This window comes from Arsukibacterium tuosuense (assembly GCF_900215315.1).
Taxonomy (GTDB): Bacteria; Pseudomonadota; Gammaproteobacteria; order Enterobacterales; family Alteromonadaceae; genus Alishewanella; species Alishewanella tuosuense.
Genome location: NZ_OBEB01000001.1, coordinates 256132 through 278412, shown reverse-complemented (window position 1 = coordinate 278412; position 22281 = coordinate 256132). Strand labels below are relative to the sequence as shown.

Below are 22281 nucleotides of genomic sequence, written 5' to 3'. Positions count from 1 at the left end.
CCTTCATAAGGCTTCCAATTGATACTGGCCGCTGGCAAATGCCGTGGCCAGTTCGTGGGAGCGTTCCAGTACAATTTGCCAGTTAGCTAACCGCTGCGCGTCACTGAGTTTAAAGTCATTTCTGTCGGGTATTTTACCATTAGGTAAGCTGGCTACCCAGCTGGCACTGGGGCAAAGCAGTACCACATTATGTAAATGAGCCGGCTTCGCCCGGCGCCATTTTAATGCCTTGTCGAACCAGCCCGGGGTAAGGTGAGGATAAAAATGCGGATACAACACCAGGCCGTGGCTACTGAACGGCAAGTCGAAATGATAGTCGGTAATACCGCCATCATAATACAAGCCCGGGCCGGCTCCGGCGATGTCTTTTACCGGTGACAAGACCAACGGAATAGAGCCACTGGCCATTACCGCCTGGCGCAAGTTTGCCTGGCTTAATGGCACATGCTGGGTCGGCAGGCCGGTATAGCGATGAAAGGGCGCCGGGCTATGCTCTGGGTAAAACTGTACCCGCTGATAAAAGTGTTGCAGGTAGCGCCGGCCCAGTAAATTTGCGCCGGCGGCCAGGGTTAACCCGGCTGCCTGCCATAATTTGCGCTGACTTCGGTTGATCCCTCTGGCTTTGGCAACGATCAGGTTTAGCTTCATCACCGGATTGTCCAGCACCTCGGTTACCTGCTGCTCGCTTTGAAAAACCTCGTCAATAATTGCTGCAGAAATGCGGGTGACTTGGTCAATATCAGCGCCTGCAGGGTAGCAGATGGTCGAGTAAGCTTTGGCAAAGCGCTGGGAGGCAGCAACCGGATCCGCCTGGGCATAGCAGGCAAAGCGCCAGGCGCCGGCCGAACTGCCGAGTAAATGCAGTGGCTTAGTGCGGCCGGCAAAAAAGTCTGCCAGCAGGTACTGATCCAGTCCATACAGGCTGAACCATTTAGGGCCACCACTGGCACCCACCATTACGCTGATATCGTCGGCCTGCAGGCCATGTTGTTTAATATGGGCCATAGCGCCGGGGCCGGCCAGCACACGTAGTTTATTCAAAACAGCGGGGTTCTCCAGTTACAGGTAAACAGTTAAGCGGCCTTCGTTCAGAATGGCCCGAACAGGGTTTTATGCATCCGTTCGGCGTAATCGTCGGTCATGCCGGAAATGTAATCACAAATCACCCGCATACCCTGGCCATGCTCACTGGCACTGTGCCAACGCTGTTGGGTGTTAAGCGGCAATAAGCGGCTTGGATCAGAGGCGAACGCATCAAACAGCTGCAATAACATGTTCTGGCAGCGAAACCGTGACTGCTGAATTAACGGTTGGCGAATAACACAGTTAAACACCAGTTGTTTCAGGCTGTGCAGCAACGCAGTTTCGGCGCTGGGTAAGCGGGCGTTATAACGGATTAACGGCTCAGCGGCTTGTGGCAGTGCCTGATAAACCTCTACCGAGGTAATAAGCCGGTTTACCAGGGCTCCGATGGCGTCTTTTCGGATATGATGTTCGCTACTGAATAATTTGGCGCCCAGTTGCTGCATGTCATCCCCGGTGTAGTGCTGCCACTGACTATAGCTGACATTGCCCAGCACAATGGCATCTTCTAAGTCATGCACGCCGTAAGCAATATCGTCTGCCAGCTCCATAATAGAAGCATCCAGCGATTTGTAGCGCGACTTTATAAAAGGTGACTGCGCCAGGGTATCCACCTGCTGAAAGGCGTCGCGGTCGGCAGCGCTTAACGGTTGCAGTATCCAGTCCAGAATATCGGCGTCGGCCTGATAAATAGCTTTTGCGGGTTTCCAGTGGTTCAGGTTAAGCGGGTTATCTGTGGTGCTTACGGCCGGCAACGGTGGTTGTAACACCGGATATTTCAGTAAACCCAGCAAGGTGCGTCTGGCTAAATCCATGCCGTGCTGCTGGGTATAGGGCTCCAGTTTGGCGACTATCCGTAAAGTCTGGCCATTGCCTTCAAAGCCGCCATCAGCCAGCATTTTATAATTCAACGCTGTTTCACCACCGTGACCAAAAGGAGGGTGGCCAATATCATGGGCCAGGCACAGCGCCTCCATCAGGCTTGGATCCGGCAGTATCACCTTAATATTCTCTGCAGATTTTTTCACCAGCTGGCTAACTAAACCTGTGCCAATTTGGGCTGCTTCCAATGAGTGGGTCAGCCTGGTGCGATAAAAATCGTTCTGACCAATGCCTAAAATCTGCGTCTTCGATTGTAAGCGGCGAAAAGCGGCGGAATGCAAAATGCGGGCCCGGTCGCGTTGCCAGGGCGAGCGCTGATCATTGGGCCGGTCATGGCTGTCTTCTGAATGTCGCGCTGACCAAATTGCTAACATAACCTTCCTTAATCATGGTAAAACAGCTTAGCAAGACCCGCTATACTACGCGACAATTGATTTTAATTCGAGCACTCGACACCGGCTAAATTATACTGTATAAAATAACAGTTAAAATTAATCAGGGGCAGCAAAATGGCAGTGGTAATTAAATATATTGTAGAACGCAATGGAGTAGAGAAAATGACTTTTACCTCAAAAGCGGAGGCTGATGCCTATGACAAAATGCTGGATACCGCTGATGAGTTAGCCAGTTTTTTAAATGCCAGTAGCTTATTAGCTGACGAAGCACAAACCGAAAGCCTGGCCTTATATCTGGCCCAGCATAAAGAGGCGTTACTGGTGGCACTGGGCGCGAAAAAGCCGGCCAAAGCGGCAGCAAAGCCAGCAGCTGCGCCAGGCGATACCGCTAAGACACCGCTGAAAGCCGACAAGAAACCGGCAGCAGAGCAGGCCGCCTGAGCCAGCAGTGTTAGTCAGCCATAGCAGCCGGCAAATCGGGGATCAGCATAGCCGGTAGCGTTAACAAATTCCGGCTAGCGCTAGCGGGGTAATTTCTGCCAGTAGGCTTTTAAGTCTGCTTTTACTTCGGGCAACAGCAGATACAGCGCCAGAATATTGGGCACGGCCATTAAAAATATCATTGAATCAATAAAGTCGAATACTGCCATTACGTTTGGCACAGCACCTATTGAGACAATAAGACAAAACAGCACTTTATAAAGCTGAGTCAGTCGCTGGTCGTGGCCGACCAGATAGCGCCAGCCGGTTAAACCGTAATATGACCAGCTGATCACAGTTGAAAACCCAAACAGTAGCAACGCTACCATTAACACCCACGGAAACCAGCTTACTACCGAGGCGAAAGCGCCTGAGGTGATCTGTACGCCGTCCAGACCCGGTGTCTGATAAGCGCCGGTTAAAATAATTACCAGTGCGGTAATGGTACAAATGACAACGGTATCGATAAACGGCTCCAGCAACCCGACAAAACCCTGGCTAACCGGATCCTTAGTCCGGGCGGCAGCATGGGCTATAGGCGAAGAGCCAATACCCGCTTCGTTCGAGTAGGCGGCCCGCCGAAAACCCTGAATAAGCACGCCGATAAAGCCACCGTAACCGGCTTCAGGGGTAAAAGCGCCCTGGACAATTAACCAAAGAGCAGAGGGAATAGCACTGAAATGAGTAAACATCACCAGTAGTGACGCTGCCAGATAAATACCGCACATTAACGGTACCAGTTTACTGGTTACCCGGGCGATACTTTTTAAACCACCGATAATAACCGCACCAACCAGCAGCGCATATACTGCGCCAAACAGCCAGGCATTTTCAAAGCCGGTGACGGTTTTAACCTGAACAAACCCCTGATTAACATGGACAAAACCGGCTGAACCAAAAATAACGAATACTGAGAATGCCATAGCCAGTACAGTGCCGGTTAGTGGCAGGTTACATTTATCCAGCGCGGCTTTAATGTAGTACATCGGGCCACCGGATACGCTGCCATCGCTGTTAATTTGCCGGTATTTTACTGCCAGGGTACATTCCACAAACTTGGTCGACATGCCGAGTATACCCGCCACTATCATCCAGAAGGTGGCCCCCGGGCCACCGAGACTAATGGCAATGGCGACGCCGGCAATATTACCGGTGCCAACAGTACCTGACAGGGCGGTACTCAATGCCTGAAACGGGCTGATTTCACCGGTAGCCCCGCTGCTTTTATTGTTCTTCAGCAGGCCAACGGCATGGCCAAAACCCCGCACGTTAATAAAGCCGAGGTAACAGGTGAAAACCAGTGCACCGCTAATCAGCCAGATTAATACCATGGGTATAGCAACGCCATTAATTTCAAAGGCATAAAATACTACGGCGGCCAGCTTTGAAGTCAGGCTTTCAAACGCCTGTTGAAACGAAAAGTCAGTGATCATTATTATATTCAGCAGTATGGACGGCTATTTATTAATATAAGCCTACTGTTAAATCAAAGTAGAAACAAGAAATTAAACCCAGAGTTGCGGTGATTAACCACCAGAACAAGGCATCTGGTGGCCTGAGGGAATAAGCGACCGCTGCATCTGAGCCGGTCGCTGTTATTGTTAGCGGTACTTTACTGGTTATAGCCCGGTAAAAACTGACCAAGCTTGCCAAGGGCTGCCGCCAGTTGCTCTTTATGAGGCAGAAACACGATGCGGAAATGATCAGGTTCCGGCCAGTTAAAGGCACGGCCATGCACCAGTAGTACTTTATGCTGACGCAAAAAATCCAGTACAAATAACTCATCGTCTTTTATCCGGATTTTTTTGCGGTCTATTTTCGGAAATAAATACATGGCGCCTTTCGGGCGCATGCAGCTTAAACCATCAATTTCTGTTACCAGCTTATGCGCCAGGTCCATTTGCTCATATAAGCGGCCACCCGGTATCACCAGCTCATTGATACTCTGATAGCCGCCCAGTGCGGTTTGCACGGCATGCTGACAGGGTACATTGGCACATAACCGCATTGAGGCCAGTACATTTAAGCCTTCTATATAATGGCGGGCCAGGTTTTTCGCGCCGGAAATAAACAACCAGCCAACCCGGAAGCCAGCTATCCGGTAATTTTTTGATAAGCCGCCAAAGGTCAGCATAATAAGATCATCAGCCAGCGACGCCGTGCTGATGTGCTCAGTACCGTCATATAATACTTTGTCGTAAATTTCATCGCTTAACACTACCAGCCGGTGCTCACGGGCTATTTTCAGTAGCTCCAGTAAAAAAGCCTGGTGGTAAACTGCACCGGTAGGATTATTCGGATTAATCAGTACTATTGCTTTGGTTTTTTTACTGATCTTTTGTTTAATATCGGCAAGATCCGGATACCAGTCCTGCTGCTCATCACAGCGATAGTGAACGGCTTTACCCCCTGCCAGATTAACGGCTGCAGTCCACAAAGGGTAGTCGGGCGAGGGGATCAGCACTTCATCGTCATTATTCAGTAAAGCCTGCAACGACATTAAAATAAGCTCTGAGACACCATTGCCAATATAAACATCATCAGCATCGGCTCCTCTGATACCGCGCTGCTGATAATACTGTGCTACGGCGACCCTTGCCGGATAAATACCCTGGGAGTCTGAATAACCCTGGGCCGTAGGCAGGTTATGAATAACATGCTTAAGAATTTCATCCGGAGCCTCAAAGCCGAAGGGCGCCGGATTACCGATATTCAGTTTCAGAATACGGTGACCCTCTTCTTCCATTCGTCTGGCTTCCTGGGCCACAGGGCCGCGAATGTCATAACATACTCCATCGAGCTTGGTTGAACGTTCAATTGGTTTCATAGCCTGAACCGGTTTGCCCCCTAAAATAATATCCATCCAGATAGCTAAAACTTCAGAGTGTAGTTGTCACATAACCGCGGCTGATTTGCAATGCGCCGGTCATAAATGTTGACAAAAATTAGTAAAAAAACAGGGCAAAATATTTTTTAGTTCATTCTGTGCCACGCAAAGGTTAAAATAGCGCCTGATTTATTGAGACAGTAACAGACTTAACTGTCATCAGCTGGTCTGGACGCTGCGGAATTTAGTGGTGATTTTTTGATTAAAAAAAGCATAATAGTAGTTGGCTGGTGTGTCGTTGGTTTTGCCGCACTAAGCCCTTTTGTTGGTTTGCAACCGGTACCGCAGCAAGACTCACTTGATGAGTGGCAGCACCCCGGCAGAATTGCTGCATTAAGCCAGGCCGATCAGAAAAAGGTGCTTGAGCGGCTGGCCTATACTGAGCCGGCAGTTGCTTATAAACCACTGCCTGATTTCAATGCTATTACTGACACCAATGCCAAAAAGCGGGCATTTTTTAATTATCTGCGGCCGCATGTTCAGCGTGAAAATAACCGGTTACGTAATTTACGCCGGCAATTACTGGAACTGGCAGAAAAGAAGCAAAAAAACCAACGACTGAACATCAATGAATACGCATTTTTGTACAGTTTATATGATGAATTCCGGATGGACGTTGCTGAGACAGATCCGCAAATGCTGCAGGAGTTACTGAAAAGGGTCGATATTTTACCGGCCAGTCTGGTGTTGATGCAGGCTGCAAATGAGTCTGCCTGGGGAACCAGCCGCTTTGCGGCTGAAGGCTATAATTTTTTTGGTCAGTGGTGTTTCCGGGAAGGGTGTGGTCTGGTGCCACTGAGTCGGGGTGAAGATCAGAGCCATGAGGTGGCAAAGTTTGATACGCCGGCCAAAAGTATTCGCAGCTACTTCTATAACCTGAATACCTTTCATACCTATGAGCAACTCAGAGAAATCCGGGCGCAGCTAAGGGCTGAACGCAAGCCGATCCGTGGCGAAGCGCTGGCAGCGGGTTTAGGCCGCTATTCAGAGCGTGGTGACGAGTATATTGCTGAAATCAGTAATATGATCCGTTTTAACCGGCGCTTTCTGGAAGACTAAGTTAAAGCCGCGCTGCAGAGTGCGGCTTAATTCAGCTTTAATAATAGTGACGTTAATTCAGCTGCACTATTTTAAGTTCGTTATTACGCCCGGTCTGGCCTGACACAGGTGTAATGTCATCAGCTTCGTCATCGCTGGCCAGGCCAACAGGTACGATAGGTACTGCAACAGGGTCAAAGGCGGTATCACCCTCTACAGCGGTATTGCTCTGTTTCGATAACGCGGCAAAATCAAATAGGCTGTTGTCTGCAAGATGAGACGGCACAATGTTTTGCATTGCCTGAAACATGGTTTCAATCCGGCCCGGAAAGCGTTTATCCCAGTCCTGCAGCATCTCTTTAATGACCTGACGTTGCAGGCCATCTTGCGAGCCACACAAATTGCACGGAATAATCGGAAACTGCCGGGCCTGAGCGTATTTCTCAATGTCTTTTTCTTTGCAATAGGCCAGTGGCCGGATCACAATATGTTCGCCGTTATCGCTAATCAGCTTAGGTGGCATTGATTTCATTTTGCCGCCATAAAACATATTTAAAAACAGGGTTTCCAGCATGTCATCACGGTGATGGCCCAGGGCAATTTTGGTTGCGCCAAGCTCTTTGGCCGTGCGGTACAAAATACCCCGGCGCAGCCGCGAGCAGAGTGAGCAGGTGGTTTTACCCTCCGGAATTTTTTCTTTAACTATGGCATAAGTATCTTCAGTAACAATCTGATAATCCACGCCAATGCCCTGTAAGTAATTGGGTAGTACCTCAGCTGGAAAACCTGGCTGTTTCTGATCTAGATTGACCGCCACAATACTGAAATTAATTGGAGCAGACTGTTGCAGGTTCAGCAGAATATCCAGCATGGTATAGGAGTCTTTACCACCGGATAAACACACCATCACTTTATCGCCTTCGCTTATCATGCCAAAGTCGCTGATGGCCTGACCGACGCCGCGGCGCAGCCGCTTATGCAGTTTATTTAAATTGTATTGTGCTTTTGCTTGCGCTGCGTGAGACATAACGACAGTTACCCTACAGAAAAATGGCGCACATTATAACCAAGTGTGCGCCAATACCATAGGGCGGATTTTAGTGTTTTGCCAGCGGACTGACAAAGTTTGCAGGTTTTAACGCTAAAACATCACAATCAAGCTGATCAATTAAGTGCTCTGCGGTGTTGCCAATAATGGCGGCTGAAAAACCGGTGCGGCCAATGGTACCAATAACCACCATTTCAGCGTCCAGCTCAGTTGCTAAAGCTGGAATAATATCTTCCGGCATACCTTCCAGCACATGGGTGTCTTGCTCGGCCATGTCGAATTGATTGGCCAGCTCAGCGACGGCATTTTCATGATGGCGGCGCATCGCCGAGTTATACTGCTGTGGATTAAATTCCGGAATTTCTATCGCAATGTTGACCGGCGTGCCGGGAAAGGCATTAACCAGATGAACCTTACCTTGTAACACCTGTGCCATGGCTTTGGCATTACTGATCACCCGCTGATTTAGTGATTGATGATGGTCCTGTTCACTCCCTGCATTAACCGCTGCAATAATGTTGCCGTTGTCCGGCCACTCATGTTCTTTAACCAGTAACACCGCACATGGGCACTTTCGTAAAATATGCCAGTCAGTGGGGGTAAAAATCATCGATTTTAATATGTCGTGATTATGGGTGCCTTTGATGACCAGGTCGAAGTTCTGCTCCAGCACTTCATGTACTATCGCTTCAAAGGGCCGGTTATGCCATACCACTTTTAAATTGATATCAATGCCCTGATTTCTGGCATCATTGATAAGCTCGCCGACCCAAAGTTCGCGGTCGTGAATAACGGCCTGGCGCATCGATTCCCGTTCGTCACCTGACAGCATGGTGGTCATCTCATAGGAAAAGTCATATACCGATAAAAACGCGGTAAGTTTACAAGGCTGTTTGCGGGCTAACTCCAGCCCCCGGTTTAGGGCTTTATGCTGGTTATCGGTTGGGTCAAGCACAACTAACACATTGCTGAAAACGGTCATTACACTCTCCATGCAAAAATTATGGGGCAGCAGTAGCTACTAACGCTAGCTACTGAAAAGTGTAGTCAATAAAACCGTAAAGCGGGCAAGTTCAGTTTGTGCTAAATCAAAAAAACTAACAATTACCGGCTAATTGCTGCATTGCAGCAGGGTTATTGATGGTAATAAGTTTGCCATCAACAATTATTAATTCTTCTTTGTGTAATTTGCTCAGCAAGCGGCTGATAGTTTCTACCGTTAAGCCCAGATAATTGCCAATATCGCTGCGGGTCATCGACAGGCGGAACGCTTTTGCAGAAAACCCCCGGCTACCAAAGCGCTGGGCCAGATGGTTCAGAAAAGTCGCTAATTTTTGTTCGGCGGTTTTCCGGTTTAACAGTAACAACATTTGCTGATCAGCCTGAATATCCTGGCTCATCAGCCGCATCAGTTGCTGCCGTAGTTTTGGTAATTGGTCAAGCAGCGTTTCCAGATTAGGGTAGGGGATTTCACATACCATGCCGGTTTCCAGTGCTTCAGCATAGCTGTTATGCAGTTCGGTATTAATAGCATCAAAGCCAATGACATCACCGGGTAAATGAAACCCCGTGATCTGCTGTTCGCCTTGCTCGGTTAACGTAAAGGTCTTGAACGAGCCGGAGCGAATGGCAAACAGGGCTTTTAGCGGTTTGTTACTTTCAAACAGCATGTCGCCTTTATGCAGCGGCCTTTTGCGCTGAATAATATCGTCTAAACGGCTAAGTTCCTGCTCACTCAGGGAAAACGGCAAACATAACTGGCTGAAACCACAATCCTGACAATTAATCGCTGAACGTTGCATAAACTGGTTTCCTGATTGTCCCTGAAATAACCGCTACAGCTTAAAAAACTAGTCTTTTTAAAGCAAGGTAAATTGTATAAATACCATAAATAGCTAATATTCCGGCTGCGCTATAACGCACCAACGGCTTATTTTTAAATTTACTCAGATTGCTGGCCAGGCTACCGAATGTCAACAAGGCAGGCAGGGTCCCCAAACCAAAAAACAGCATAATCAAAGCCCCCTGGCCGGCACTGCCGCTGGCAAGACTCCAACCCAGCGTGGAGTATACCAGACCACAAGGCAACCAGCCCCAGCATAACCCATATAAATAGGCTTTGGGTAAACTATCGAGCGGCATCACTTTTTGACTAAGGGGTTTTATTAATGCCCATAAATGCTGGCCACCACGCTCCAGCACGGTAAGCCCGAACCATAATCTGGCGATATACAGCGCCATTAGCAGCAACAATATCCCGGCTATTAATCGCAGCCATAGCAACGACACACCGGCCAATGCCATCGCTTGCATACCAAAATAGCCTACCAGGCCGCCTAATAATGCGTAGGTGGTTAAGCGACCGAGGCTTAGCAACAGTTGCATGGCTAACTTCCAGCCAAAACTACGCTGTGGCAGCGCCAGTTGCAGTGCCGCGACAATGCCGCCGCACATAACGATGCAATGGCTGCTGCCCAGAAAACCTATTAACAGTGCGGCCAGTAAGTCAGCAGTCATTGTCCGGCGTCATCCTGCTGACGACGATTTTGTTCTGTACTGTCAGTTGCAGCAGTTGCCGTGCCCTGCGTTTCAGGTTTGGCGGCTGTTTTAGCCTGCGCCTGTTGTTCATCAAATAAAATGCTAAAACCTTCTTTGTCTAAATCTTCAAATTGTTTGCTGCGAACAGCCCAGAAAAAGATGGCCAGGCCCAGCATGACAAATAGAATAGCAATAGGAATTAGTACGTAGATGATGCTCATATCATAAAAAACTCATAGTATATAAAACTCACTTTTTCAGTAATCTGAGCGAGTTAGATACCACCAGCAGGGAGCTAAACGACATTCCCAGCACAGCAATATAGGGGGATACCAGACCAGCTACTGCCAGTGGAATAATCAACAGGTTGTAACCTACTGCCCAAAGCAAATTCTGCCGGATAACGCTGGCGGCCTGCCTGCCGGCAGTAAGTAATGTTGCCAGCAAACTTATCTCAGGTTGTAACAGTACCACATCGGCCTGATTTTTGGACAAGTCTGTGCCTGAATCGACTGCCACAGAAATATGGGCGGCGTTAAAGCCCGGACTGTCGTTGATACCATCACCTACCATTAATACTTTGTGGCCAGCGGCAACCAGGTCATTAATTGCATCTACTTTATCTGCCGGGCTGCAGCCTTGCTGCATAAAATCAAGTTTAAGCTCGTTAGCAAGTTGCCCGGCCAGGCCTGAACTGTCACCACTTAACATACCAACCTGATAGCCCTGTTGCTGTAACTGACTAACCAGCTGGGACGCTCCCGGGCGCAGGTTATCAGCCAGAGTAATGGCGGCCAGCACATGCTGGTCCAGGGTAATAAAAACGTTAGCGTTGGCTGTTGTGCCGCATTGTGCGCTGTCAATCTGACAAAAGGCGGCACTGCCTGCTCTGAGCTGCTGGCCTTGCCAGTCTGCGCTGATGCCCTGACCAACACTGATGCTAACGTGTTCCAGCGTGATATGTTGGGTCAGGTACGATTTAAAAGCGCGGGCGATCGGATGCTCAGAATGTTGCTCCAGATTTGCTATCAGGTTCAGTAATTCGTTGTCATTCAGGTTTTCAGCTAGTGACGATTGTAGCCGTTGCACCTTAACAATACTGAAGCGGCCTTCAGTCAGGGTACCGGTTTTATCGAAAATAATATGGCTCAGTGCTGGCAGGGTTTCCAGCGCCTGTGAGTTTTTTACCAGAATACCCAGCCGGTTTAGTCGCGATAGTGCGCAGGTAATGGCTGTCGGTGTGGCCAGACTTAGAGCGCAAGGGCAGGTTGCTACCAGCACTGACAGGGTAACCCAGAATGCCCGATCGGCATCCAGCCAGAAATACCAAAGAGCAAAGGTAGCAGCGGCAATCAGCAACAACCGTTCGACAAAATAGCGGGCTAGCTGATCCGTTTTTTCTACCAGTCGTGGTTTGCTGTGCAACGTTTGTTGCTGCAACTGAATTATCTGGCCAAGCCGGGAGTGCGCCAGAACACTACTGACGTTAACTGTCAACAGACCATCATGGTTAATGCTGCCGGCCAGTACCGTGTCACCGTGGCTGCGGCTGATGGCAGTGTACTCGCCAGTTAACATAGACTCGTCTACGGTGCTGCTGCCGGACACTATCATGCCATCAGCGGGTATGGTTTCACCTGGTTTAACCAGGATAGTATCGCCGGCTTGCAGGCGGCGGGCTGACACTGCCTGCTGTTGCCCGTCTTTTAGCAATGTTGCCGATACCGGCATTATTTTCAGTAAGTTGCTGGTTGCATCCCGCGCTTGCGCTCGCGCCCGGTATTCAAAAAACTTACCCAGTTGCAGCAAGAAAGTAAACATACAGACCGACTCGAAATAGACTTCGCCGGTCTGCATAATCGTTGCATAAGCAGATGCGAAAAACGTGTAATAAATCGCCAGACTGACAGGCACGTCCATATTCAGCTGCCGTGCTTTAATGCTGCGCCAGGCGCTACTGACAAAAGGCAACGCGGCATAAAGTACCACCGGCAATGTCAGCAACATACTAATCCAACGCAGATAGCCATGATGCGACTCATCAATACCGCTGTATTCACCAAAATACAGGGCAAATGCCAGCATCATTACCTGCATCGTCATAATGCCGGATACCGCCAGTCGCTTTAAAAACCGGTTAAGTTCGGTTTTAAACTGGCTTTCCTGCTCGTCTGCAACAAAAGGGCTGGCCTGATAGCCAAGCTGGTTGATCAGCAGCAAAATTTCACTAAGGGCTAATTGCTCAGGTTGCCAGTTAAGCAGAGCCCGCTGGGTAGAGGAATTAATACTGATTTTGTTGATAGCAGACTGTTTGCTCAGGTGTTTTTCAATTAGCCAGGCACAGGCTGCGCAGCTCATGCCGCTTATGGCAAGTTCAAGCTCTGAGCCATTCTGTTGCTGCTGACTGATATCGGCCAGCACGTCAGCACTGTCGTATTGTTGTAAACTGGCACGTAATTCAGCCGGGATCACCTCGGCTTTTGCAGCCGCTTCCGTCCGGAATTTATAGTAATCATCCAGACCGCTGTCGATAATAGTCTGTGCCACGGCCTGACAGCCGGCGCAGCAAAACAATGCCGGTGCGCCATTTATGGTTAACTGAAAACGCTCGCCGGTTAGTACCGGCTCAAGACAATGAAAACAGCTTATTGTTGTCAACCAGGCCTCTGCTTCTGTTTACTTAGCATCCGAGTTTACTTAGTATCCGAGCTTAATTTCCTGTTCCGCGGGTAGCTGGAAGGTCGCTCTTAGTTTCCATTCATTGCTGTTGTCACTAACGTTAAGCCGCCATTTACCACTCGGGGTCAGCGGCAGGGTTGCGACATACAGTAATTCGCCGCTGCGTTGTGCATCGACAGCAAAATCCTGTGCGGCCAGGGTAGGGTGATAAAAATCGAGATGGACACTGTCATCCAGCACAGCATTCTCTGCAAAACGCACCACAGCGCGGTTGCCTGCTATCAGTACCGTGGCGTTTAAATTGCGCAAAGCCGATTCGCGATATTTGGCCAGTTGTAAATTAATACTTTTTCCGGCTTTATAGTAATCATCAATCACCAGATCAGGTTGTTGCTGGTTCATCAACACTACGGCGTATATCGCCCGTAATGCGGTCAGTACCGGGATGGCAATCAGGATCCACGGCCAGACTTGCTTATACCAGGGTTTCGTATCCTGCTGCATTGTTACCTCATATTTAATAATACTAAGCCCCTTTACGGGGCTCAGTAGGTATTAGCCTGATTTTTTAACAGTTAGCACAAGCGTAACTGTTTTACCGTTGGTCTTCCGGATTAGATAACCGGTAAACATAGGCCGTTAAAATATGCACCTTATCTTCACCCAGGGTGTCTTTAAAGGCCGGCATAACGCCATAACGACCTTTTACCAGCGTTTCTTCAATGGCACCGGCTGAGCCACCATATAACCAGATATTATCGGTCAGGTTAGGTGCACCGAAGGGCAGGTTATGCGCTACGCTGCCTTTGCCATCAGCTCCGTGACAAGCAGCACACAGAGCAAATTTCGCTTTACCAGCAGTAGCTTCCCGCTCATTTACTGCCCGGCCGGATAAGCTCAGGACGTAAGCTGTCATTTCTTTAATACCTTGCTCACCCAGTGCTTCCTGCCAACCTGGCATGGCGGCTCTGCGACCATATAACAAGGTTTCTTTGATCTTGTCCGGGCTGCCACCATACAACCAGTCGTTGTCGGTCAGGTTAGGGTAGCCGCGCTGGCCCCGGGCATCAGAACCATGGCACAAAGCACAGTTTTGTAAAAACAAGCGCTGACCAATTTTCAGTGCATCGGCGTCATAAGCCAGATCCAGTACATCGCGCTTGGCAAACTGCTGAAATACCGGACCGTAAGTCTCTGCCGCAGATTCATTTTCAACATCCAGCTGAACATAACGTCCGTCGGCTTTGGCTTGCGCCACAGCAGCACGTGACTCTTCCAGGTTTTTAATACCCTGGTTAGAGCTGGTCCAGTTTAAAAAGCCCGGCCAGTTACCTAAACCCGGATAGGCGGCCAGATAAAACACTGACCAAATCAGGGTGCCGTAGAACATATAGGTCCACCACTTTGGCAGCGGATTATTGACTTCTTCCAGGCCGTCTACTTCATGGCCGGTTGTTTCATCTTCCGGCACACCGACGTAGTTAGTTAAATTCCAGCGCAGTAAAATAAAGCAGCCAATTAGCACAGGTAAAGTTAAAACAATGATCCAAGCACTCCAGAAGCTACTCATGATCTGACTCCCGTTTGATTTTTTGTTCTTTAGATTCTGGTTCGTCGTCAAATACCAGGTTGGCAGCTTCGTCAAAATCTTTCTTACGCTTTTTGCTGTAAGCCCAGATAACGAAAGCGACAAAGCCGACGAACAGAATTACGGTTAATACGCTATGAACTGTTGCAAATTCCATAATGGTTACTTCAACGCTGTGCCCAGTGATTGCAGATAGGCAATCAGGGCTTCCATTTCAGTTTTACCTTTAACTGCATCAGCAGCGCCGGCAATGTCTTCGTCGGTGTAAGGCACGCCAAAACCACGGAAGATCTCAAGCTTGCGGGTAGTATATTTGCCGTCAAGGATATTGCTGTCTAACCACGGATAACCCGGCATATTAGACTGTGGTACCACAGAGCGTGGATCCATTAAGTGGGCATAGTGCCAATCATCGCTGTAGCGTTCGCCTACCCGGGCCAGGTCAGGACCAGTGCGTTTCGAACCCCATAAAAACGGGTGTTCCCAGACGCTTTCACCGGCGACGGAATAATGGCCATAACGCTCAACCTCGGCCCGGAACGGACGGATCATCTGGCTATGGCAGTTAGTACAGCCCTCCCGGATAAAAATATCCCGTCCTTCCATTTGCAGTGCGGTATAGGGTTTCAAACCGTCAATTGGTTGCTTGGTTTCTTCCATAAACATCAGCGGTGTAATCTGGACCAGAGTACCGAAGCTGATAGCGATGACGGTGAAAATACCCAGCAAGCTAACACTTTTTTCTATTTTTTCATGATGATTCTTCGACATGACCTGCCCCTTATGCCGCTACTGGCACTGCTTGTGCCACTTCATCTTTACTACGGACGGTTTTGTATACGTTGTATGCCATAATCAACATACCGGTGACCACAAAAACCCCACCAATAAAGCGCATCAGATAAAATGGCATTGACGCTTCCAGACTTTGCACGAAACTGTAAGTCAGAGTGCCGTCAGTGTTAACCGCCCGCCACATCATGCCCTGCATAATACCGGAGATCCACATGGCTACGATGTAAAGCACCACACCTATGGTATGTAACCAAAAGTGAGTATTGATTAGCTTGGTGCTATACATTCCAACCTTGTTGTAAACCACCGGAATAAGGTGGTACATGGCTCCGATAGAAATCATTGCTACCCAGCCAAGCGCACCAGAGTGAACATGACCAATAGTCCAGTCAGTGTAGTGCGACAGCGCGTTTACCGATTTGATTGCCATCATTGGCCCTTCAAAGGTCGACATGCCATAGAACGATAACGACACAATTAAGAAGCGAAGGATAGGGTCGGTTTTCAGCTTATGCCAGGCACCAGACAGTGTCATGATACCGTTAATCATGCCGCCCCAGCTCGGTACGAACAGCACGATAGACATTACCATTCCGAGTGACTGGGTCCAGTCAGGCAGGGCGGTGTAATGTAAGTGGTGCGGACCAGCCCAGATATAGAGAGCGATCAGGGCCCAGAAGTGAACTATCGACAAGCGGTAAGAATAAACCGGCCGGCCGGCCTGCTTCGGCACAAAATAGTACATCATGCCAAGGAAGCCAGCTGTTAACAGGAAACCAACCGCGTTGTGACCGTACCACCACTGTACCATGGCATCTACTGCACCGGCATAAATGGAGTAAGATTTAAATAGGTTGAGCGGAACCACCATGCTGTTAACGATGTGCAGTGCGGCTACCGTGATAATAAAACCACCATAAAACCAGTTTGCTACATAGATATGGCTGGTTTTACGTTTGACCAGAGTGCCGAAAAACACGATGGCAAAGGATACCCAGACAATGGTAATCAGAATATCTATCGGCCATTCAAGTTCAGCGTATTCTTTGCTCTGGCTCATACCCAGTGGCAGGGTAATGGCAGCGGCAACGATAATCGTTTGCCAACCCCAGAAAGTGAACATGGCCAGTTTTTCAGCAAACAACCTGGTTTGACAGGTTCGCTGTACTACATAATAACACGTAGCAAACAAGGCACTGGTGCCGAACGCAAAAATCACCGCGTTGGTATGCAGTGGCCGCAAGCGACTATAAGTCAGCCACGGAATATCAAAGTTTAATGCCGGCCAGTAAAGCTGGGCTGCGAGTAATACGCCCACCACCATGCCAACTATACCCCATAAAACGGTAGTAATGGCAAAGAGGCGGACAACGCTATAGTTGTATTCAACATTTAACGGTTTGGTCTGGCTCATGTTGAGTTCCGCTGCAGTTATGCTGGTTACTAAAATCCACCTTGAGGTGGCCCTATTGTTATAAAGTGGACAACTAACAACATGTTAACTTTGCTGTTGCAGCCACTGAATTTTGGGCGAAATGATACGAGTTTTGACTTTTAAAAGATAGGTAAACTCATCCATTTTATGACGTAGAACAAAGTCCCTGTGCAATAAGTAACCAATTGTAGTCACTATTTCGCCCTTTTGCTGAAAAGCCGGTAAACTGGCGCTTTTTAATAAGTACAAAGTTACCGATGAAAAACATTAGTTCGTTGTGTTTGTGCCTGCTGTTGCTACTGGCTTGCCAGCCAAACCAGCCAGATGACAGTGTCCGGGTATTGCATCGGCAGGCTGACTTGCAGTTGAGTTTAAGCCCGGCTGGTGCGCCGGTAGAGACGCCGTTACTTATTAGCCTGGTTAGCAAGCAGCCGATAGTCAGCATCAGTGCAGAGCTCAGCGGCATTAGCATGTATATGGGGCTAATCCCTTTGCGTTTTGATAAGCTTAGTACGCCAACCGGTAGTGGGGCAGAGCACTGGCAAGCTGAATTTCTGCTGGGGGCATGCAGTGATCCGGCGATGTTATGGCAACTGAACTTGACGGTACAGTTGGCTGATGGCAGAAAACTTTCGATAAATGAGCGGTTTAATTCAAGCTGGTAAAAAGATGATTTTAAAGCTTGTCAGCTGGCGAAAATTTGTTCAGTATAAGCGGGCGAAACAGACAAAAGCTTTTGCCAATACCACAGAGGTTAACAGTCATGACCAGTGAATTTGTCCGCAATATTCATTTAGCTACCGCCCAGCAGCTTCGGGATCAAGGCGCTGATTTATATGGTATTTTAGAGCATTTTGAAAGCGTGTTTATGCCGCAGGACGAGGTGCCGGAATTGCTCGATCAGTTAGGATATCCGCAGCAGGATTTGAAGCAGTTTTTACACGGCCAGCTCTAAACTGGCCGCTGTAGTGTGGTGTAAGTCTTAATGCGGTATTAAGGTCTGGATCAGATATAGATTCTGTGGCTGGGCTAATCCAAGTCTGGCGCTTTCGACACAAACAAATTCGGTGAAGCCGTGATCTGCCATATCGGGCAGTTCACGGCTTTTTTGTTGCCATGGGTTCCAGATAACGCTGGCATCATGACCTTGCTGATTAATAGTTAACTGTTGCTTATCATCAGCTAAGTGCAACTGGCTGCCGGTTTTAAAATAAATGCGGTCGGTTTCAGCACTGAAACATGCTTTATCATCAGGACTATCATGTTCAGCGTTACTGACTTTATCGAAGTAGTTCTGGCTTAAGCCCGTTACCGTGGTTTGTTGCAGGTTTTGTATCCGAAAATAGCTATGCAGTGCTGCTTGCTGATATAGCGGGGTATCACAGCTTAACTGCATGGTTAGCTGATTGGCACTTAATATCAGGCTGAGGGCAAGATTAACCGGATGCGCCTTTGCGTCAGCCGGCCATAATGACTCAGGTAAATCGTTAACAACAATCGACAAATTTACGCTGGTTGACACAGCGCTGCTTTCACTGTGCCGAATCTGCCAAAGCCGGTTTCGCACCAGACCGTGATTGGGCAGAGGCTGTTGCTCCGGGTTAATCTTGGCAGAGGCCGGGCCAAACCAGGGCCAGCACACCGGCACACCGCCACGGATAGCCGCACCGTTATGCCATTGAGCGTTGTCGGACAACCACAGTAACTCCTGGCCGGGCGTTGGCTGATAAGACAATACCTGGCCGCCATATAACGAGACTACCGCACTGGCATTACCATATTGCAGTTTAAGGCAGGGTAAGTCGCTAAGCTGGCCAAAACCCGTTAGAGTGCTGATATTTACTTGTGACATAAAAAGCCCCTCAAGTGCGGTTGAAGGCGGTGCAGAAAGAATTTCCTGCTCTGCTATCTTTAGTAGAGCACTAATAAAACAGCCAGCTTAAAGCTGGCTGTAAAAAAAGCAACATTATGGCTTTACTTCATCAACTCAATGACGTTATCCAGCATCCGGTTACTAAAGCCCCACTCATTGTCGTACCACGACATCACTTTTACCAGCCGGCCATTCACCCGGGTTTCAGTGGCATCAAAAATAGATGACATTGGGTTATGGTTAAAATCAACTGACACCAGTGGTAAATCGTTAACCGCCAGTACCTGGTTCATCGGGCTTTGCGCCGCTGCAGCGCGGATAATATCGTTTACTTCGGCAATGCTGGTATCACGGCCGGCAATAAAGGTTAAATCTACCAGCGACACATTAAGGGTTGGCACCCGCACCGCTAAGCCATCAAACTTACCTTTAAGCTCTGGCACCACTAAACCCACCGCGGCGGCAGCGCCGGTTTTGGTTGGGATCATCGACATGGCTGCAGCCCGGGCGCGGCGCACATCGGTATGATAAACATCGCTTAAGCGCTGATCATTAGTATAAGCATGAATAGTGGTCATTAAGCCTGACTCAATACCCAGCGCATCAGACAACGGCTTAGCAATGGGTGCCAGACAATTGGTGGTACATGACGCATTTGAAATAATGGTCATCTGTGGGGTAATGACCTGATGGTTAACGCCGTATACTATCGTCGCATCGACATCTTTTCCGGGGGCTGAAATAATAACTTTCTTAGCACCAGCCGTTAAATGGGCGCCCGCAGTTTTGCGATCGGTAAATAAGCCGGTACACTCTAATACAACATCGACCTTTAAATCCTGCCATGGCAGATCAGCCGGGTTTCGAATGCTTAAGGTTTTAATCTGGTCGTCATTAACATAAATAGCTTCATCGTCATGCGAGACAGTGGCAGCAAAAATGCCATGTGCTGTGTCATACTTCAGCAGGTGGGCATTAATAGCAGCGTCACCTAAATCGTTAATGGCAACAATTTTAATATCGTAATTTTTGCTGCTTTCATATAAAGCGCGTAACACATTGCGGCCAATGCGACCAAAGCCATTAATTGCGACCCGAATAGACATAGCGACTCCAGAATTAAATTTGACAAAGTTTAGGCTGAAAACGTATGCAACAGGTCGCCTTCAGCCAATAATGTGTAGTAAAATTACATTATTGCTGGCATTTTTCAAGTTTTAAACTGCATTAAATTGGTTTTTTGTAATTTAATAACGTAAATTGGTTTGGTGTTATCGTCGCGTATAGCGGTAAAATACTACCAACATACTGTTTGTATTAAGGAATAAATAATGGATGCCGCCCTGCAGGCCGAACTGGTTGCTTTTTCCGGAATTGAAACTGAATTTAATGATGCCTGGGGTAACCGCACGAAGGTTGCCAGTGCTGATCAGTTAGCCTTACTGGCAGCTCAGGGTTTTAATATAGCAGACGATGCGGCCGCCAGAGCCGAACTTACTGAGCGACAGCTGGACTTCTGGCAGCAAATTCTGGCACCGGTGTCGGTACAGCTGCTGGGAGAACCGCTGCATTTTGAATTGCAGGTGCCACTGGCGCTGGCTAACAGCCGCTTCGATTTCACCTTACAAACTGAGCAGGGGGCCAGCTATCAGTTCAGTACCGAGCCGGTTGCCGGAGAGCTGGTGCAGGTTGCGGTTATTGAAGATGAAGAATATCAGCAATACCAACATAGCCTTACTTATCCGCTTGAAACCGGATACCACTGCCTGACCCTGACCTGCAGTGATACTGGTTTTAGTTTTGAACAGCGCTTAATTATCAGCCCCGGTAAGTGTTATCAACCAGCAGAGTTTGAGCAAAAAAAACAATGGGGCGTATCAGTTCAGTTGTATGGTCTTCGCTCAGCGCGCAACTGGGGTATCGGTGATTTCAGTGATTTAAGCACTCTTGTCGGCTATCTGTCAGCACATGGCGCTGATTTTGTCGGCCTTAACCCGATTCACGCTTTGTATCCGGCGATGCCCGAAAGTGCCAGCCCGTATAGCCCTTCTTCGCGCCGATGGCTTAATATTATTTATATCGATGTCAGTGCTATGCCTGGCTACGTTGATTGCAGCAAAACTCAGGGCCTGGTTGCTGCACCTGCATTTACGCTGGCGGTTGCCGAACAACGCAGCCGTGACTGGGTTGATTACAGTGGGGTACTGCAATTAAAACTGCCGGTTATGTACAGCTTATATCAGTGGTTTGTGCAGCACTGCGGTAAAGAAGCGCATTTAGCTGCTGAGTTTGCAGAATTTAAACAGCTGGGCGGCGACAGCTTGCAGCAACTGGCATTGTACGACGCACTGCATGCCTTTTTAATCAAGCAGGACAGTCATCATTGGGGCTGGCCAAACTGGCCAGAGCAATACCGTGATCCACAAAGCGAGGCAGTGCAGCAGTTTGCGCTGGAGCATCAACAACAACTGGATTTCTACTGCTACCTGCAGTTTATCGCCCAACAACAACTTAAAGCCGTACAGCAGCAAGCAAAGACAGCGGGTATGTTATTGGGGCTATATCGTGATTTAGCAGTGGGGGTTAGTGATGCCTCGACTGAAATCTGGGGCAATGGTGATTTATATTGCCGTGACGCCAGTGTCGGCGCACCGCCGGATCCGCTGGGTCCAGCCGGGCAGAACTGGGGCTTACCGCCAATGCAGCCATACCAGTTGTTTAGTCAGGCTTACCAGCCGATGGTCGACTTATTTCGCAGCAATATGCAGCACGCCGGTGCGCTACGGATTGACCATGTAATGGCGCTGCTGCGGTTGTGGTGGGTGCCGAAAACCGCGGCCAATGCTGGTGGTGGCGCTTATGTATATTATCCGATCATGGACCTGCTGGGCATTCTGGCGCTGGAAAGTCAGCGTCAGCAGGCGGTGATTATTGGTGAAGACTTGGGCACGGTGCCAGATGGCATTCGCGAGTTATTAGCCGACTACGGTATCTATTCGTACCGGGTATTCTTTTTTGAAACGGCTGCTGACGGTGGCTATATTTCACCGGCACATTATCCGGTGCAGGCGATGGCAACCTTAAGTACCCATGACTTACCTACCTTAATTGGTTTCTGGCACTGTGAAGATTTAAAACTGGGCCAGCAGCTGGGCTTATATAAAGACGAGTCACAATTACAGGGCTTGTATCAGCAGCGCCATGCTAACAAGCAGCAGATCCTTGATTCTTTGCACGGCCATGGCATGTTACCGATGGATTACCCGCGCACTGTTGATAGCCTTGGAATGGATCGCACCCTGAATTATGCCATGCAGCGCCATCTGGCGGCCGGGAGTAGTCAGTTGTTATGTCTGCAGCTGGAAGATTGGCTGGAAATGACTCAGCCGGTTAATGTGCCCGGCACCAGTGACGAATATCCAAACTGGCGGCGCAAATTAAGCCGGGAGCTGGAGCAGTGGACTGCTGAGCCACATATTCAGCAGTTGCTGGCAGAATTAACGAAAGCAAGGGCCAGCTAATCCGCTGTGCGGCGATAAATTAATACTATAAGGACAGAT

22 protein-coding genes are annotated in these 22281 nt (G+C 48.8%); 5 read left to right on the top strand and 17 right to left on the bottom strand.

Annotated elements, in window-relative coordinates; genetic code table 11:
• Positions 1–3: 3 nt before the first annotated feature.
• Together CRO03_RS01285 and CRO03_RS01280 are read right to left on the bottom strand one after the other, a co-directional pair.
• Positions 4–1041 (bottom strand): patatin-like phospholipase family protein, encoded by a 1038-nt coding sequence (locus CRO03_RS01285; protein WP_245861378.1) that lies wholly within the window; start codon positions 1039–1041, stop codon positions 4–6.
• A gap of 47 nt (positions 1042–1088) precedes the next feature.
• Positions 1089–2339: an anti-phage deoxyguanosine triphosphatase gene (locus tag CRO03_RS01280; protein WP_097109763.1), complete on the bottom strand. Its 1251-nt coding sequence runs from the start codon at positions 2337–2339 to the stop codon at positions 1089–1091.
• Positions 2340–2474: 135 nt separating this feature from the next.
• On the opposite strand from CRO03_RS01280, the gene CRO03_RS01275 reads away from it, so the two are divergent.
• Positions 2475–2801 carry a YebG family protein gene (locus tag CRO03_RS01275; protein ID WP_097109762.1) on the top strand — a complete coding sequence of 109 codons (327 nt, stop codon included), beginning with the start codon at positions 2475–2477 and terminating at the stop codon, positions 2799–2801.
• A gap of 80 nt (positions 2802–2881) precedes the next feature.
• On the opposite strand, the gene CRO03_RS01270 is transcribed toward CRO03_RS01275, so the two are convergent.
• Together CRO03_RS01270 and CRO03_RS01265 are read right to left on the bottom strand one after the other, a co-directional pair.
• Complete coding sequence (locus CRO03_RS01270) at positions 2882–4273, bottom strand: alanine/glycine:cation symporter family protein (RefSeq protein ID WP_097109761.1); 1392 nt, start codon at positions 4271–4273, stop codon at positions 2882–2884.
• 179 nt (positions 4274–4452) lie between these two features.
• On the bottom strand, positions 4453–5667 hold the full coding sequence (locus CRO03_RS01265) for a pyridoxal phosphate-dependent aminotransferase (RefSeq protein WP_097110348.1): 1215 nt from the start codon (positions 5665–5667) through the stop codon (positions 4453–4455).
• Positions 5668–5925: 258 nt separating this feature from the next.
• Here CRO03_RS01265 and CRO03_RS01260 point away from each other — a divergent pair, with 258 nt between their 5' ends.
• The gene (locus CRO03_RS01260; protein ID WP_097109760.1) at positions 5926–6786 is read left to right on the top strand and encodes a glucosaminidase domain-containing protein; all 861 of its coding nucleotides are present in this window, start codon (positions 5926–5928) and stop codon (positions 6784–6786) included.
• A gap of 52 nt (positions 6787–6838) precedes the next feature.
• Here the strand turns inward: CRO03_RS01260 and ttcA are convergent, their stop codons facing one another.
• From ttcA to ccoN, 11 genes are all read right to left on the bottom strand, one after another.
• Positions 6839–7792 (bottom strand): tRNA 2-thiocytidine(32) synthetase TtcA, encoded by a 954-nt coding sequence (gene ttcA, locus CRO03_RS01255; protein WP_097109759.1) that lies wholly within the window; start codon positions 7790–7792, stop codon positions 6839–6841.
• A gap of 70 nt (positions 7793–7862) precedes the next feature.
• The gene (uspE, locus tag CRO03_RS01250) at positions 7863–8795 is read right to left on the bottom strand and encodes a universal stress protein UspE (protein WP_097109758.1); all 933 of its coding nucleotides are present in this window, start codon (positions 8793–8795) and stop codon (positions 7863–7865) included.
• A gap of 115 nt (positions 8796–8910) precedes the next feature.
• Positions 8911–9615, bottom strand: a complete 705-nt coding sequence (gene fnr / locus CRO03_RS01245) for a fumarate/nitrate reduction transcriptional regulator Fnr (protein WP_097109757.1) — start codon at positions 9613–9615, stop codon at positions 8911–8913.
• A 40-nt stretch (positions 9616–9655) separates the two neighbouring features.
• Complete coding sequence (locus CRO03_RS01240; protein ID WP_097109756.1) at positions 9656–10330, bottom strand: sulfite exporter TauE/SafE family protein; 675 nt, start codon at positions 10328–10330, stop codon at positions 9656–9658.
• Positions 10327–10572 (bottom strand): cbb3-type cytochrome oxidase assembly protein CcoS, encoded by a 246-nt coding sequence (ccoS, locus tag CRO03_RS01235; RefSeq protein ID WP_097109755.1) that lies wholly within the window; start codon positions 10570–10572, stop codon positions 10327–10329. Before ccoS ends, CRO03_RS01240 begins: the two co-directional genes overlap by 4 nt.
• Positions 10573–10600: 28 nt before the next feature.
• Positions 10601–13009 (bottom strand): heavy metal translocating P-type ATPase, encoded by a 2409-nt coding sequence (locus CRO03_RS01230; protein WP_097109754.1) that lies wholly within the window; start codon positions 13007–13009, stop codon positions 10601–10603.
• 39 nt (positions 13010–13048) lie between these two features.
• Positions 13049–13534: a FixH family protein gene (locus CRO03_RS01225; RefSeq protein ID WP_097109753.1), complete on the bottom strand. Its 486-nt coding sequence runs from the start codon at positions 13532–13534 to the stop codon at positions 13049–13051.
• A gap of 91 nt (positions 13535–13625) precedes the next feature.
• On the bottom strand, positions 13626–14600 hold the full coding sequence (gene ccoP / locus CRO03_RS01220; protein ID WP_097109752.1) for a cytochrome-c oxidase, cbb3-type subunit III: 975 nt from the start codon (positions 14598–14600) through the stop codon (positions 13626–13628).
• Positions 14593–14775 (bottom strand): cbb3-type cytochrome oxidase subunit 3, encoded by a 183-nt coding sequence (locus CRO03_RS01215; RefSeq protein WP_019674433.1) that lies wholly within the window; start codon positions 14773–14775, stop codon positions 14593–14595. The genes ccoP and CRO03_RS01215 overlap by 8 nt, the downstream gene beginning before the upstream one ends.
• Positions 14776–14780: 5 nt before the next feature.
• Entirely contained in the window at positions 14781–15389 is a 609-nt protein-coding gene (ccoO, locus tag CRO03_RS01210; RefSeq protein ID WP_097109751.1) for a cytochrome-c oxidase, cbb3-type subunit II, read from the bottom strand.
• Between the two features lie 10 nt (positions 15390–15399).
• Positions 15400–16827 (bottom strand): cytochrome-c oxidase, cbb3-type subunit I, encoded by a 1428-nt coding sequence (gene ccoN, locus CRO03_RS01205; RefSeq protein WP_097109750.1) that lies wholly within the window; start codon positions 16825–16827, stop codon positions 15400–15402.
• Between the two features lie 278 nt (positions 16828–17105).
• Between ccoN and CRO03_RS01195 the strand changes: the two genes are divergently transcribed.
• Positions 17106–17513: a hypothetical protein gene (locus CRO03_RS01195; protein ID WP_097109748.1), complete on the top strand. Its 408-nt coding sequence runs from the start codon at positions 17106–17108 to the stop codon at positions 17511–17513.
• A 98-nt stretch (positions 17514–17611) separates the two neighbouring features.
• Positions 17612–17803, top strand: a complete 192-nt coding sequence (locus CRO03_RS01190) for a hypothetical protein (RefSeq protein WP_097109747.1) — start codon at positions 17612–17614, stop codon at positions 17801–17803.
• A 27-nt stretch (positions 17804–17830) separates the two neighbouring features.
• Here CRO03_RS01190 and CRO03_RS01185 read toward each other — a convergent pair whose 3' ends face one another.
• Positions 17831–18700, bottom strand: a complete 870-nt coding sequence (locus CRO03_RS01185) for a D-hexose-6-phosphate mutarotase (protein WP_097109746.1) — start codon at positions 18698–18700, stop codon at positions 17831–17833.
• A gap of 122 nt (positions 18701–18822) precedes the next feature.
• Entirely contained in the window at positions 18823–19827 is a 1005-nt protein-coding gene (gene gap, locus CRO03_RS01180) for a type I glyceraldehyde-3-phosphate dehydrogenase (protein ID WP_097109745.1), read from the bottom strand.
• A gap of 225 nt (positions 19828–20052) precedes the next feature.
• On the opposite strand from gap, the gene malQ reads away from it, so the two are divergent.
• Positions 20053–22242, top strand: a complete 2190-nt coding sequence (malQ, locus tag CRO03_RS01175; protein WP_097109744.1) for a 4-alpha-glucanotransferase — start codon at positions 20053–20055, stop codon at positions 22240–22242.
• The last annotated feature ends 39 nt before the right edge of the window (positions 22243–22281 follow it).